The 14,484-nt window shown below is 35.0% G+C and carries 14 protein-coding genes; 1 reads left to right on the top strand and 13 read right to left on the bottom strand.

Annotated features, from left to right (window positions below; genetic code table 11):
- Window positions 1-69: 69 nt before the first annotated feature.
- From ACFSTE_RS11665 to ACFSTE_RS11725, 13 genes are all read right to left on the bottom strand, one after another.
- Window positions 70-1,293 carry a 3-phosphoshikimate 1-carboxyvinyltransferase gene (locus tag ACFSTE_RS11665; RefSeq protein ID WP_378257020.1) on the bottom strand — a complete coding sequence of 408 codons (1,224 nt, stop codon included), beginning with the start codon at window positions 1,291-1,293 and terminating at the stop codon, window positions 70-72.
- 3 nt (window positions 1,294-1,296) lie between these two features.
- Entirely contained in the window at window positions 1,297-1,551 is a 255-nt protein-coding gene (locus tag ACFSTE_RS11670; RefSeq protein WP_378257022.1) for a hypothetical protein, read from the bottom strand.
- Window positions 1,551-1,877 carry a nucleotide pyrophosphohydrolase gene (locus ACFSTE_RS11675; protein ID WP_176028806.1) on the bottom strand — a complete coding sequence of 109 codons (327 nt, stop codon included), beginning with the start codon at window positions 1,875-1,877 and terminating at the stop codon, window positions 1,551-1,553. The genes ACFSTE_RS11670 and ACFSTE_RS11675 overlap by 1 nt, the downstream gene beginning before the upstream one ends.
- A 44-nt stretch (window positions 1,878-1,921) precedes the next feature.
- Complete coding sequence (locus ACFSTE_RS11680) at window positions 1,922-3,913, bottom strand: transglutaminase domain-containing protein (RefSeq protein ID WP_378257024.1); 1,992 nt, start codon at window positions 3,911-3,913, stop codon at window positions 1,922-1,924.
- An 18-nt stretch (window positions 3,914-3,931) separates the two neighbouring features.
- Window positions 3,932-5,851 (bottom strand): DUF3857 domain-containing transglutaminase family protein, encoded by a 1,920-nt coding sequence (locus tag ACFSTE_RS11685; protein ID WP_378257026.1) that lies wholly within the window; start codon window positions 5,849-5,851, stop codon window positions 3,932-3,934.
- A gap of 23 nt (window positions 5,852-5,874) precedes the next feature.
- Entirely contained in the window at window positions 5,875-6,327 is a 453-nt protein-coding gene (gene dtd / locus ACFSTE_RS11690) for a D-aminoacyl-tRNA deacylase (protein ID WP_378257028.1), read from the bottom strand.
- A 24-nt stretch (window positions 6,328-6,351) separates the two neighbouring features.
- On the bottom strand, window positions 6,352-7,302 hold the full coding sequence (gene rsgA, locus ACFSTE_RS11695) for a ribosome small subunit-dependent GTPase A (protein ID WP_176028804.1): 951 nt from the start codon (window positions 7,300-7,302) through the stop codon (window positions 6,352-6,354).
- A gap of 25 nt (window positions 7,303-7,327) precedes the next feature.
- Window positions 7,328-8,419 (bottom strand): bifunctional 3-deoxy-7-phosphoheptulonate synthase/chorismate mutase type II, encoded by a 1,092-nt coding sequence (locus ACFSTE_RS11700; protein WP_176028803.1) that lies wholly within the window; start codon window positions 8,417-8,419, stop codon window positions 7,328-7,330.
- Between the two features lie 28 nt (window positions 8,420-8,447).
- Window positions 8,448-9,296: a prephenate dehydrogenase gene (locus ACFSTE_RS11705; RefSeq protein ID WP_176028802.1), complete on the bottom strand. Its 849-nt coding sequence runs from the start codon at window positions 9,294-9,296 to the stop codon at window positions 8,448-8,450.
- The gene (locus ACFSTE_RS11710; RefSeq protein ID WP_378258945.1) at window positions 9,293-10,450 is read right to left on the bottom strand and encodes a pyridoxal phosphate-dependent aminotransferase; all 1,158 of its coding nucleotides are present in this window, start codon (window positions 10,448-10,450) and stop codon (window positions 9,293-9,295) included. Before ACFSTE_RS11710 ends, ACFSTE_RS11705 begins: the two co-directional genes overlap by 4 nt.
- On the bottom strand, window positions 10,450-11,280 hold the full coding sequence (locus ACFSTE_RS11715; RefSeq protein WP_176028801.1) for a prephenate dehydratase: 831 nt from the start codon (window positions 11,278-11,280) through the stop codon (window positions 10,450-10,452). Before ACFSTE_RS11715 ends, ACFSTE_RS11710 begins: the two co-directional genes overlap by 1 nt.
- A gap of 400 nt (window positions 11,281-11,680) precedes the next feature.
- Window positions 11,681-12,868, bottom strand: a complete 1,188-nt coding sequence (gene kbl / locus ACFSTE_RS11720) for a glycine C-acetyltransferase (RefSeq protein WP_176028800.1) — start codon at window positions 12,866-12,868, stop codon at window positions 11,681-11,683.
- Window positions 12,869-12,880: 12 nt separating this feature from the next.
- Window positions 12,881-13,840: an NAD-dependent epimerase/dehydratase family protein gene (locus ACFSTE_RS11725; RefSeq protein ID WP_378257032.1), complete on the bottom strand. Its 960-nt coding sequence runs from the start codon at window positions 13,838-13,840 to the stop codon at window positions 12,881-12,883.
- Between the two features lie 173 nt (window positions 13,841-14,013).
- Between ACFSTE_RS11725 and ACFSTE_RS11730 the strand changes: the two genes are divergently transcribed.
- Window positions 14,014-14,478, top strand: coding sequence for an Lrp/AsnC family transcriptional regulator (locus tag ACFSTE_RS11730; RefSeq protein WP_176028798.1), 465 nt, complete (start codon window positions 14,014-14,016; stop codon window positions 14,476-14,478).
- Window positions 14,479-14,484: the final 6 nt, after the last annotated feature.

Genomic DNA, 14,484 nt, shown 5'->3' on the forward strand with positions numbered 1-14,484 from the left:
TTTACTTTTTTGAAGTGACAAATATACAATCTGAAAACAGGGGTTGTCAAGTAATTACCCAGATATATTTTAAATCTCTGAAACTTTAAAGCCTAATTCATTTAGATCTGACCAAAAGTCAGGATATGATTTAGAGACTACTTCTGCTTCGTGAATCTGTATCGACTTCCTCAATGCTAAGGGAGCAAATGCCATCGCCATTCGATGATCATCATAGGTATTAATCGTAATATTCTCTAATACATTTTCTGTCGGAAATAATTTTAAGGTATCATTTGTCACTTCTACCTTTCCTCCCAGCTTTTCTATTTCTGTCTTTAGCGCTTCCAACCTATCTGTTTCTTTTATCTTTAAGGTGTGTAATCCCGTTAAATAGCACGCTAGTCCCAACCCAAAACAGGTAACTGCAATTGTCTGCGCTATGTCTGGAGAATTGGACAAATCAAGTGCTTTAATCTCCTGCGTTAGCGTATCTGTTTTTTTTAGGGTTATCTGATGCTCAGAAAAAATTGTTTCCACTCCTAATTGCCGATAAATTTCAGCCAATGATGCATCTCCCTGATAGCTGTGATCCTTATAACTCCCTAACGATACTGATCGATTATCTGATAATGCTACAATACTATAAAAGTAGGAGGCAGAACTCCAATCCGATTCGACAACTAATGATACCGGCGCTATTTCTTTTTTATGAGATATCTGAATATTATTTCCATCAAAAGAAGCTACTACTCCAATATCTCTAAGCAAACTAATTGTCATATTTATATAGGGTACGGAAGTCACTTTCCCTAACAAGCATATCTTTAACCCTTCTGGCAAGGAAGGTGCTATTAGCATTAATGCAGAAATATACTGACTACTTACATCGGCTTTCAGGGACACTTCATTAGAATTAGGAATACTTCCTTTTATCCGTAATGGCGGGTATCCTTCCTCTCCTTCGTACTCAATATCACATCCCAATTGTCGCAACGCTTCAACTAATACTTTTATTGGTCGTTGCTTCATTCTTTTGCTTCCGGTAAGCAATACTTCTCTTCCCTCCTTACATGCAAAATAAGCTGTTAAAAAACGCATAGCAGTTCCGGCATGGTGAATATCTACTTCTTCTCCTGTGCTTTGCAATGCTTTTTGCATTACTTTTGAATCATCACTATTCGATAAATTACGTATGGTGATTTCCGGGTATAATGCCTGTAAGATTAAAAGTCTGTTTGACTCACTTTTGGATCCTGTAATCTTCAGCTCTTTATTTTCTATATTTGATATACAATCTAATCTTACATCCATCTTTTATTTATTTGATTTAATTTTTCTAGCAGTAAAATAATAGGACATAATCATCCCATATGCAACTCCTCCTACAATTCTGGACAGAAAAAAACGCATCCATCTTCCATTCGCTAATTTTGTTTCTACAAAACCTGATAAAGAAACCCCTCTAAATTGTGACACATGCTCTATGAGGCTAAATACTACTATAAATGCAATCCCTAAATACAATACTGACAACCAATATTTCCTAGAAGTAACAACTTTTTTAAACATTATTTCAGTTTCTCATTATTATGATGACGCTCGTGATCTCTCTTGGTCTTTATATCTAATTTTTTATCGAAAGAAGCCTGCAGATCTATTCCTGTCTGATTAGCCAAACACAAAACCACGAACAACACATCAGCTAACTCTTCTCCTAAATCTTTGTTTTTATCACTCTCTTTTTCACTTTGTTCTCCATATCGTCGCGCAATAATCCTTGCAACTTCTCCTACCTCTTCTGTCAACTGAGCCATATTGGTCAATTCATTAAAATATCTTACGCCGTGATTCTTGATCCATTCATCAACCGCTTTTTGTGCATTTTGAATATTCATATATTATTTTTCATCAAATATAAGCCCTGTTTCCCAAACTACAATTACTTCTTTTTTAAAACAATTTGCTCACTTCCTTTTTCCACTAAAGAGTTATAAAACTCTCTTAATGTTGGATAATAATCTGAAGGAATCACAGCCTCTAAAATCACTTCATTAAGCACTAATTGAAGATACTGATTTGTCGCATCCATTTTAAAAGAATACATTCCTAAGCCATCTGGCAGCTTAACAACACTAGCTTTCGGAACTTCTATTACTTCGTATCCTTCGGGAATCTTTATATTGATTCTATAGACTCTCGAAAAACTATATGAAAAATCTACCGGAAACTTTCTTTCTTCCGACTTAAATATATTTTCTTTCTGTTTCAAAAAAAACAAAGGTGAAAAAAACAATTCATCTTCTACAGCCTCTACAACATTCTCTATTATAAAGCTAAATCGTTCATTTACTCCTTTCCCATATTCTTTTATTCCTTTTAGCTCATAATCTTTTATTTCCGTAAGTTCAAATCGTTTTTTTATACTGTTGCTACGATTTTCTTTCTCTCCATTTCTCTCCCTAAACCTATGTGCTTCATAACTCATATATCGGGTATTCATTACTCCTTTAACAGTTCCATCTTCCTGAATATCGAACTTTACATTTACCATCGTTTTTGAAGGCTCCTTAGGTCTAAAATCTACCAATTGAGAAGTCCCATTTTCTGCAATTACTCTTCCTATCCCTTGTATTACTCTATTCGGTAAAATATTGGGTTGTCCATAAGGATCTGTAGCATCAAGGTACCAGATTTTTCCATCCGGGAATTTCACCCTAACAATCACATAATCAAATCCATCTAAAGTAGGGAATAAGCTAATAGGTTTTCGAATTGAACTCACTAACACAGGCTTAACATCAATTCCGACATACCTTAACATTGACATTAGCATTATATTTATTTCCGCAGTATTTCCAACCCCTTCTTTAAAAGCTTTTTTCACTCCATCTATTGTCCCTACTCCATTTTTATCATTCCATTTCACCTTCTTTTTTACAAATTCATAGACCTTAATAATCTTTGAACTTTGATCCAAAACACCTTTCAGTTCTTTATCTAATTCTTCTTTATAATATTTTTGCTTTTTTAACTCATCTCCAAAATTAGAGCTTCGATACACCGTTTTTGCCACATCTACCCATGTTGTTGAATACGTTCTTATAGGACTATTAGGAAATTGCACGAATGACAATTCATAATCAATAGATGAAATATAGTTTTTGGAATTCCCTGCATAAGGTTCTTTTTTGAAAGCAGGCACATTGCTCATCTGTATTTTATCTATAGAAACAGTATAATCAATTTGATCCTGTCTATAAGACGTCCCATTTTGAGACCTTGCCTTTGTATTAAAAGTTATCTTATCAATTTCTTTTGATTCCTCTACTTTAAAAGAAATATAACCTGTCATATTCTTTTTAAAGTTGTAATATTCTGGCATTTTAATTTCCACATCAATTTTTTTGATAGGAATTTCATCTTGCAAATAAATCCGATCAATCCCTCTGGTAAATGGAGAAACAATTTTATACTTATACTCGATCACTACTCCTTCATTTAATGCTGGCATAGTAAATTTTACCTGGTTATAGTTTTCAGAATACTCTCCTTTAAAAATTCCATCACTTTTTAATTTTGTTTCTATTATCTTTCCTTTCTTTAATTCAAATGTTCTACCTGAAAGTCCAAGGATTTTTTCACGATTACTATTATCCTTGAATAAATATACTTGTGCTGTCGCATGACCAAACCCTTCTTTCTTGTATAATTTGATTCTTTTTTGCACTTCTGTCACTTGCTTAAAACCTTCTCCCTGACTATATAAATAGTACAGTTTCTTTTTTTCATACAATATAGCTGCATCTGCAGCACTATCTCTTACGTATATTACTTCCTCTAATTCTTCTTTAGAAACTTTTCCAAATTTGTAATCCTGCGCTACCCCTACGCAGGAAATTATCCAAATAAAAATTACAATACTTTTTTTCACGTTACTGATTTATTAGGTTTACTCTTGTTTCTCTAAAATTATTTTTGATTTATCATATTTTTTTACATCCGATTGAAACAACCGATATTTTTCATATTCTTCTTTTGCATATGCCCCATCATTAATCTTTAAGAATCTTTTGAAAATCAATAAAGAATCGTTTTTCTTTTCTACTTCCCATAAGTAACTTCCAAATGGAGTTTCAATCCTCTTCTTTAAAGGAATCTTACGAAGAGTATATCCTTTTGGTAAATGGATTGCTGATGAATCAATATGTATATATCCTCTTTCTATTATAAAAGGAGTTTTACGCTCTTCATATACCGGTAAACTTCCCTGATTTCTTTTAAACACATTTGGAATTAGCAAAAACCTACTTCCGGCTTTTTTTAAATATGAAGATGCACATACAGATATTTTTTCAAAAAAAACAATCTCGTCTTTATCATCCTTCAAATCAATATTTTTTACTTTCAAATTATTAATATACCCCCACTCATCTTTATAAGACACATCCTGCTTATCTCTTGCCAGGAATTGAATTCCATTATTCCAATCATACTCTAAACCTTCTGACGTTCTTTCTACCATTGCAGACATTGACCTATCTACATTCAAATGTATCTCACTGACTGTTTGCCGTTTATTCTCCTCTACATCATACTTCTTTGTCCTTTTAATAACACCTCCTTCTGGAGTAATCACCAGCACATCTCTATTATCTGTAAAATCTCCTATAAAATTAAATGGCATAGTTTGACTCGTACATTCCAACCACATATCTTCTTTTTCTCCAGGAATATTTAATATCGCATGATTCCCTTCAAAAGCAGCCAATTCATGATCTACATCTCTTCTTTCTTTTGCATATAGGACTGTATAGTATGCGGGAATGTTCTGACTGTGTAATAATGCCATTGTATAATTAGTCAATGCTTTACAATCTCCATACCCTAAATTATCAACCTCACTAGCTTTAAAAGGCATCCAACTTCCAATTCCTAACTGAACACTGATATATCTTGTTTTTTTTTGCACGTATTCATAGATACGTTTTGCTTTTTCCCTATCAGATAGTCCTTCTTCCATTAATGCCTCAACTTCTTGGATAGTCTTCTCCGATACGTCTCCTCGCCCTCTTATAAGATTTTCATACTGCCACTTCCCTAAGGTCTCCCAATCTGTTCCAATTCCTTTCTTTCCTTCCAGGTAAAACTCATCCAGAACAATTCGTAACCTAGGAACCAGTTCCCTAAATGCAGGACTATACATCTCTTCCTCCACTACTGGAACATTGGATAAAATATATTTAATACTTTCTCCAGTATTTTTAACAGCAACTTCATATTTTTCAATATTTTTCTCCTGTTTTCTATATGATATTTTATTTGGGTTATTAATTTCATATATTGACTCTTCTACTCCTATTTTATACCCTTTCACAGGGAACCATTCTGGAATGAATGCTGTAGAGGAATACACCACTTCACTTTCGAACTCTAATGTATATGGATAAGATACAGGTGTATATTCTATAAATTTCACTCGACTATCAGAAAAAAGTGTTCCATTACTAACTGCACTATGATCATTAAAGTCTTTTTTTCTAATTTTTTTTATCTCATTTCCCAATTGATCATATATTCTTGCTTCCAGTTTTTTTATAGAAGTTGAAGGGTCATATCGTTCAAAAGTATCCGTATACTTATCTCCGTATTTATTGAGTACAGTGACCGCTCTTTTAGTTGTTACAACTACTGCCTTACTACTCTCTATTGTCACTACTATCTTCTCATACCTAAGAACGGCATTAGTATTTTTAGTAAACATTGAATCTAACACAAGTGACTGATAATGCGATTTATCTTGTGCTAACAGCTTAAATAAACCACATAGCACTATCACCATAAAAAGCCAATATCTCTTTTTATGTCTCATTTTAAACGATTTGTAAATGATTTTTATTCTTTATTTTTTGTATCAATGATAATCGTCACCGGACCATCGTTGACAAGTGCGACTTTCATATCGGCTCCAAAAATACCTGAGCCAACCGGTTTCCCCAAATCTAATTTCAGTAGTTTCAGTAGATTTTCATATAACGGGATTGCAGTTTCTGGTCTTGCAGCTTTGATATAACTCGGTCTATTCCCTTTTTTCGTACTTGCATGTAAGGTAAACTGGCTAACCAGAATAATATCTCCATCAATTTCCTTTACACTTCGGTTCATAACACCTTTATCATCCTCAAAAATTCGAAGATGTGTAATTTTTCCTGATAGCCATACTGCATCTTCTTCTGTGTCTTGATCTTCTATTCCTACAAGAATTAATAGCCCTTGCCCTATTTCCGAAACTAGTTCTTTATCAACTTCTACGGAGGCATTTTTTACTCGCTGAATTACTACTCTCATATCTCAACTCAAAAAAAACGGTGATTAGTCTTCTGAATAATTATTTTTTCGGTAATGTTCTTCTTCTCCTTCTAGTATCTGAAGGTAACTCTTATATCTCGACCAGGCAATTTCTTCTCTTTCCAACGCCTCCTTTACAGCACACTTTGGTTCATTAATATGCAAGCAGTTATTAAACTTACACATAGGTTTTAGTTCGAAAAACTCAGGAAAATAATCTCCTAATTCTTCCTTTTCAATATCTACTACTCCAAATCCTTTAATTCCCGGAGTATCAATAATACGAGCCCCAAAACTCAAATCAAACATTTCTGCAAAAGTAGTCGTATGCTGTCCCTGCTGATGTTGATCACTAATTTCTGCTGTCTTTAAAGAAAGTCCCGGTTCTATCGCGTTTACCAATGTAGATTTCCCCACTCCACTATGCCCTGAAAAAACACTAACCTTATCCTTCATCAGGTTTTTAACTTTGGCTATATTTTTTCCTGTTTTAGCAGATATGCCGATACATTCATATCCTATTTTTCTGTAAAGCGCAGCCAGGTATTTTACTTCTAACAGTTCTTCTTCGTCATAGACATCTATCTTATTAAACAACAGCACTGCTTTAATTCCATATGCTTCTGCTGTTACTAAAAAGCGATCGATAAATGCAGGAAACGTTGGAGGGTTATTCAATGTAATAATCAAAAAAACAGTATCAATATTAGAAGCAATAATATGGGTTTGTTTGGAAAGGTTTACTGATTTGCGAATTATATAATTGGTTCGTTCCTCAATCCTTTCTATAATCCCTCTATTTTCTTCCGTATTTTTTTCGACAGAAAACCCGACCCGATCCCCAACTGAAACCGGGTTCGTGTTTTTTATTCCTTTGATTCTAAATTTTCCTTTAATTCTACACTCATACACTTTCCCGTTATCTGTTTTAACGGTATACCAACTTCCTGTAGATTTATAAACAGTACCTGTCATAGAGCACAAAGATGCAAATTATATCTTATGCAGTCTGTACTTTTGATATATTTTTCTGATGATTAATAGACTCCTGGTGAATTGCTTTATAAATTCTCAAAATGAATTCTTCACTCAGTCCATGTTCTTCTCCTTCCAGAATCATTCTTCCCAGTATTTCATTCCATCTTTTGGACTGCAGGATCGCCACATTTTGTTTTGCTTTTACCTTTCCTATTTCATCCGATATTTTCATCCGTTTGGCCATAATTTCGAGTAGCTGATTATCCGCCACATCTATTTTTGCCCGCAACTTATCTAATGCTTTCTGGTACGATTCATTCTCCCCTACTTCTTTTCGTATTCTAAGATCTTTCATAATTTGAACTAAGGTTTCTGGTGTTATTTGTTGTTTTGCGTCACTCCATGCATTATCCGGATCATAATGTGTCTCTACAATCAAGCCGTCAAAATTAAGGTCCAATGCTGTCTGGCATAGATCGAAAATCAGATCTCTTCTACCGGCAATGTGAGACGGGTCAAGAATCAGAGGCAAATCAGGAAATCTATTTTGTAAATCAATCGGTATCTGCCACTCTGGGATATTTCTATATTTGGTTTTTTCATAGGTAGAAAACCCTCTGTGTATTACTCCCAGATTTTTGACATCCGCTGTATAAAAACGCTCTACAGCTCCTAACCATAATGACAGATCTGGATTGATCGGATTTTTTATTAAGACAGGGTTATCAATCCCTTTGCACGCATCGGCAATATCCTGTACTATAAAGGGAGATACTGTACTTCTGGCTCCTATCCACAACACATCAACATCGTGCTTTAATGCAAGCTCTACATGGTGTGGATTCGCTACCTCTGTCGCAATTTTCATCCCTGTCTCTTCTTTGGCTCTTTGCAGCCATTTCAACCCTAACGCTCCTACTCCTTCAAAGTTTCCTGGGCGTGTTCTCGGCTTCCAGATTCCTGCTCTAAGCACTGTAGCATCGGTATCCTTGAGCTGGTGGGCTATTTTTAGTACTTGCTCTTCTGTCTCTGCGCTACAAGGACCTCCTATCACTAATGGATGCGCCAGATTGTAATCATCTAACCAAGTCCTTAATTCCTTTTTATTCTCCATAGGTTAATTTTTTGATTTGTATTTTTTATCAGTTAATTCCTTTTAAAATTGTCTTTATATGGTTGGTTTCTTTCATTTCTTTATAGATCTCAGGAAACTTATCTTCTTCTATATTTTTTTTAAATTTCTCCAGATTTGCTATATATTCTTCCAATGTCTCTATCACATTGTCTTTATTTTGTTCGAAAATCGGTGTCCACATTGCCGGAGAGCTTTTCGCCAGCCTCACTGTAGAAGCGAACCCACTTCCTGCCATATCAAAGATATCTCTCTCATTTTTTTCTTTTTCTATCACTGTTTTCCCCAACATAAACGAACTAATATGCGACAGGTGTGAAACATAGGCAATATGTTTATCATGTGAAGCTGCATCCATATATCGAATTCTCATTCCCAATCTATTAAAAATCTCCATCGCTTTTTCTTGCAGTTTAAATGCTGTCTTTTCTACCTCACAAATAATATTTGTTTTTCCTCGGTAGAGATTTGCAATAGCTGCTTTGGGTCCGGAAAATTCTGTTCCTGCTATCGGATGGGTAGCCAAATAGTTTCTTCTTCTGGGATGTTCTGCCACTACCTCACATAAATTCTTCTTTGTAGATCCTGCATCAAACACCAAACATTCTTCGTTTATTTCATCTAATACATCGGGTAATAAGCGAACTGCTATATCAACAGGAGTTGTCAAAATAACTACCTCTGCCTCCTTCAACTGAACATTCGTTGCCGCCTGATCAATCAAGCCTAAATTCAGTGCTTGCTCTATATGCTCTTTGTTACTATCAACTCCATAAATTATTGCATCATTAAAAGCTGCTTTTATATCAATTGCCATGGACCCTCCAATAAGTCCTATTCCTATTACAAATACTTTCATACTGCCACCTGTAACCGTTTCATCGCTTCTTTTATACTTTCTTCATTAATGCATAAGGAAAAGCGAATATATCCTTTGCCATTACTCCCAAAAACATCTCCCGGGGTTATAAAAATGCTGTTTTCATAGAGTATTCTATCTATAAAGTCTACTGCATCTACTCCTTTTGGTAATTTAGCCCATACAAACATCCCTGTTGCATTTATATCATAGGTACACCCTAAAGAAGACGCCAATGACCAAATTAATTTTCTTCTTTCGTTATAAATAGCATTCATAGAATGATACCATTCTTCCGACAAGTGAAGCGCTGTGATCGCACCTCGCTGAATCCCCTGAAACATTCCACTATCCATGTTACTTTTTACTTTTAGAATCGCTTCTATCTTTTCTTTTGCCCCCATTACTTTACCGATTCTCCACCCAGCCATATTGAATGTTTTACTCAGAGAGTTTAATTCGAGCGCCACTTCTTTTGCTCCATCAACTGACAATATACTTAGAGGAGATTCATTTAACACAAAACTGTAAGGGTTGTCATTTACTAAAAGAATGGCATGTTTTTTTGCAAACCTGATCAGTTTTTCAAACAACTCTTTACTTCCAGCGGCCCCTGTAGGCATATGGGGGTAATTAACCCACATAATTTTTACTTTTGAGAGGTTATATTTCTTTTCCAGAAAATCCAAATCCGGCTCCCATCCCCCTGCTTCATTCAAATCATAAAACAGAGGTTTAGCTCCTACTAATTTGGTTACAGAAGTATATGTAGGGTATCCCGGATTAGGGACTAACACTTCATCCCCTTCATTAAGGTACGCCATAGAGATATGCATAATCCCTTCTTTTGACCCCATTAAGGGCAAAATTTCATGGTTCGGATCCAAAGAGACTGCATACTTATTCTGATAAAAATCAGCCATTGCTTTTCGAAGTTCCGGCAAGCCCTGATAACTCTGATACTTATGTGCTCCTTCTTGATACAGGGATTCCTGTATCGACTCTATAACTTCTTTTGGCGGAGCCAGATCAGGACTTCCGATAGCCATATTGAGTATCGGTTTACCTGCTGCTGCCAGTGCTCGCACTTCTCTAAGCTTTGTAGAAAAGTAGTATTCTTCTACCGTTTCTAATCGTTTGGCTGTTTGCATTATTATCCTTTATTATTTTTATACTCTCCTAATATTTTTAATTCCAATGCCATTATTTTCATTATTGAAATCGCTTTCCCAAAATCTTCATACTCTTCGAATGTTACATCTACAAAAAAGGAATATTTCCATGGTTTATCAATAACAGGTAATGACTGAATTTTTGTCAAATTGAGATTACAATCACTCATCACATTCAATACTGTTGCCAAGCTTCCTCTTTTGTGATCTGTTACAAACTTTAAAGATGCCTTGTTAACTGCCACTTCATTTGTCGTCTGATTTTCTTTGGAATTGAGAATAAAAAATCGAGTACTGTTTGATTTGATCGTCTGAATATTTTTTGCCAGGACATCCAACTGGTATATATCAGCTGCTGTTTCTCCTGCTACTGCTGCAATTCCTTTCCATTTATTCTCCTGAATCCTCTTAGCCACATCTGCAGTATCTACATCTTCTACCAACTTTATGTGTGGATATGTTTTGAAAAACTCCTTGCATTGTAACAATGCCATCGGGTGTGAATAAACTTCCTTTATATCCTGTACCTGCTGCCCTTCCAATGCCATTAAACAATGATGTATCGGCTGATAATATTCTCCAGTGATTCGTAAGTCCGATTCATCTATGTACGCATAATTAGGTATTATAGATCCTGCTATGGAATTCTCTATTGCCATGACCGCATCCGTACTTTGTTTACTTTCTACACTATGTACTAACTCCTGAAAAGACATGCACTCCAGTACATCTACTTCTTTTCCAAAATACGCTTGTGCTACCCCATGATGATAGGACCCTTTTATTCCTTGTATAGCTACCTTTTGTTTCAACTTACTATTGTATTAAAGCATTCTTATTCTCAAAACATTGTTTTCATCAAATTCATACCATTTCAATTAATTACAAAAAAAAATCCCGATTTTCATCGGGATTTTTACTGTATAAATTTGGTCTCAATTATTTACATAGCCATCCCGCTTCTTTTTTTATAAAAGAAGTAAAAGTAAAATCGGCTCCAAGTAAATAAACTGATCATGTCTTGTCTTAATTATTACAGTGCTAAATTATAGAATAAAATTAAATTTTAAAATTCTTTTTGCTTTTTTCAACTAAAAACAGCAATTATCACGAATTTTCTACTTAATAGCATTTTTATATAGGTATTTTTTAAAAAAAATGATGTTTGCTTACCGTATTCACATAAAAACAACCACTAACAAACGTTTGTATTTATATCACTTTCAATTCTTTACCTACTTTCACAAATGCTTTCACTGCTTTTTCGAGATGTTCCCGCTCATGTCCTGCAGACAATTGCACTCGTATTCTCGCTTTTCCTTTAGGGACTACCGGGTAGAAAAAACCAATTACATAAATTCCTTCTTCTAGCAATTTTGCTGCAAACTCTTGCGCCAATGTCGCTTCATATAACATAATTGGTACAATAGGATGATCCCCAGGTATTATATCAAACCCTGCATTTGTCATTTCTTCTCTAAAATACTTTGTATTTTCTTCCAGTTTATCTCTCAATGCAGTAGAAGAAGTCAACAGATCCAATACTTTTATAGAAGCTCCTACAATTGAAGGCGCTACTGTATTAGAAAACAAATATGGTCTGGATCGCTGTCGAAGCATTTCCACGATTTCTTTTTTTGCTGCTGTAAATCCTCCTGAAGCTCCTCCTAAAGCTTTTCCATATGTCCCTGTAATGATATCAACACGCCCCATCACGTCTCTATACTCATGAGTTCCTCTTCCTGTTTTCCCTAAGAATCCTGTAGAATGACATTCATCTATCATCACCATTGCTCCATACGCATCTGCCAAATCACAGATTTTATCTAATTGTGCTATTGTTCCATCCATCGAGAAGGACCCATCTGTAACAATCAATATTCTTCTTGATCCCGAAGCTTGTTTCAGTTGTTCTTCGAGATCCTTCATATCATTATGAGTATAACGAAAACGTTTTGCCTTACACAAACGAACACCATCTATGATCGAAGCATGATTAAGGGCATCTGATATAATAGCATCTTCTGCTCCTAAAATCGGTTCGAAGACTCCACCATTAGCATCAAATGCAGCAGCATATAAAATACAGTCTTCCATTCCTAGGAAATCAGCCGTTTTTCTCTCTAATTCCTTGTGTATATCCTGTGTCCCGCAAATAAAACGTACTGATGACATCCCATATCCATGTGAATCAATCGCAGCCTTTCCTGCTTCGATCACATCGGGATGAGAAGATAATCCCAAATAGTTATTTGCACAGAAATTCAACACATCTTTATTGGTTTCTGTATCAATTGCTGCTCCCTGTGGAGTTGTAATAATTCTTTCTGCCTTATACAATCCGGCAGCTTTAATTTCTTCAAGTTCTTTTTGTAAACTTTCTTTTATATTAGAAAACATAATGCTTTTAATTTAGATCAGATTCGTTTGGTTCTTATATTGCTCTCTTAATTTTTGGATCATTATCTGAGTGATTTTTTCCAGTGTATATTCCGGTTCCCATCCCCAGTCTTTTTTTGCTTCGGTATCATCAATTGACCTCGGCCAACTTGCAGCAATATCCTGGCGAAAATCAGGTTCAAATTTTACTTTAAAATTAGGATATATTTTTTGAATCTCCGCTATAATTTCATCCGGAGAAAAACTTACGCCAGCCAAATTATAAGATGTTCTTATTTTTATACTTTCCTTAGGGGCTTCCATCAATTCTATAGTAGCCCTTATAGCATCTTCCATAAAGATCATTGGAAGCATCGTGTCTTCTTTCAAAAAGCAGCTGAACTCTTGTTCCTGTACAGCTTTGTGATAAATATCTACTGCATAATCAGTGGTTCCTCCTCCTGGTAATGACTGATATCCAATCACCCCCGGATAACGCAATGAGCGTATATCCACTCCGTATTTCTCAAAATAGTATTGCGCCCAGTTCTCTCCGGCTGCCTTGCTAATACCATATACAGTTGTAGGACTTAGATTCTCATTATTAGGCGTATTCAACGGAGTTGCATTTGCCCCAAATACAGCTATTGAACTCGGATAAAAAACCCGATCAATCGAATTTGTTCTGGCAATTTCCAACACATTAAAAAGTGTTTTCATATTGATATCCCAAGTTCTCAAAGGGGCTTCTTCTCCCTTAGCAGATAAAATAGCCGCCAGATGGTATATTTGAGTGACCTTATATCGAGTTACTATTTCCTGAATTCGCTCACTATCAGTAGCATCAATTATTTCAAAAATTCCGCTATACCCTTCTTTTTCCCTTAAATCAGAAGCGATCACATTTTCTTTCCCAAATTTCTCTTGCAAGGCCTGTGTCAAAACAGAACCTAATTGTCCATTTGCTCCAATTACTAATACAACGGTCTGCATATATTTCAAGTTATTATTAAAAGCATTATTTACTAACAAAAGTAACAAACATCGCTTTTACAATCATATACAGAAGAAAATTAAGTAATTTTCGCTTTATTTGTATTCATATGCAGCTGATTTTACTTTTTACAGCTATTCGAACTGAATTTTGAAGTAACTTTTTAAACATAATGGAATATTTAGACCAAACCGACCTAACAATTTTGAGGATTTTGCAAAAAGATGCTAAAAAAACTGCTAAAGAAATAGCAGAAATCCTCAACATTACTCCATCTCCTGTCTATGAAAGAATCCGTCGGCTGGAAAAACAGGGGTACATTAAGAAATATGTTGCCATTCTGGACAAGGATCTTATCAATCGTTCTATTACAACTATATGTCAGGTATCAATGCGATATCACGATGAGGCTTTTATAGAAAAATTCGAAGAACAAATTCAAAGCCTGGAAGAAGTACAGGAATGTTACCATATGGCAGGACAGATTGACTTTGTTTTAAAAATAAACGTAAAAAGCCTTGAGGAATATCATGATTTTGTCAAGTACAAACTATCTAAGATTGAAAACATTGGTGTACTAAACAGTACTTTTGTTTTAAAAGAGATCAAACATACTTCTGAATTTTTTATCGGATAATCTATC

The organism is Aquimarina hainanensis, from assembly GCF_042684685.1.
Taxonomy (GTDB): domain Bacteria; phylum Bacteroidota; class Bacteroidia; order Flavobacteriales; family Flavobacteriaceae; genus Aquimarina; species Aquimarina hainanensis.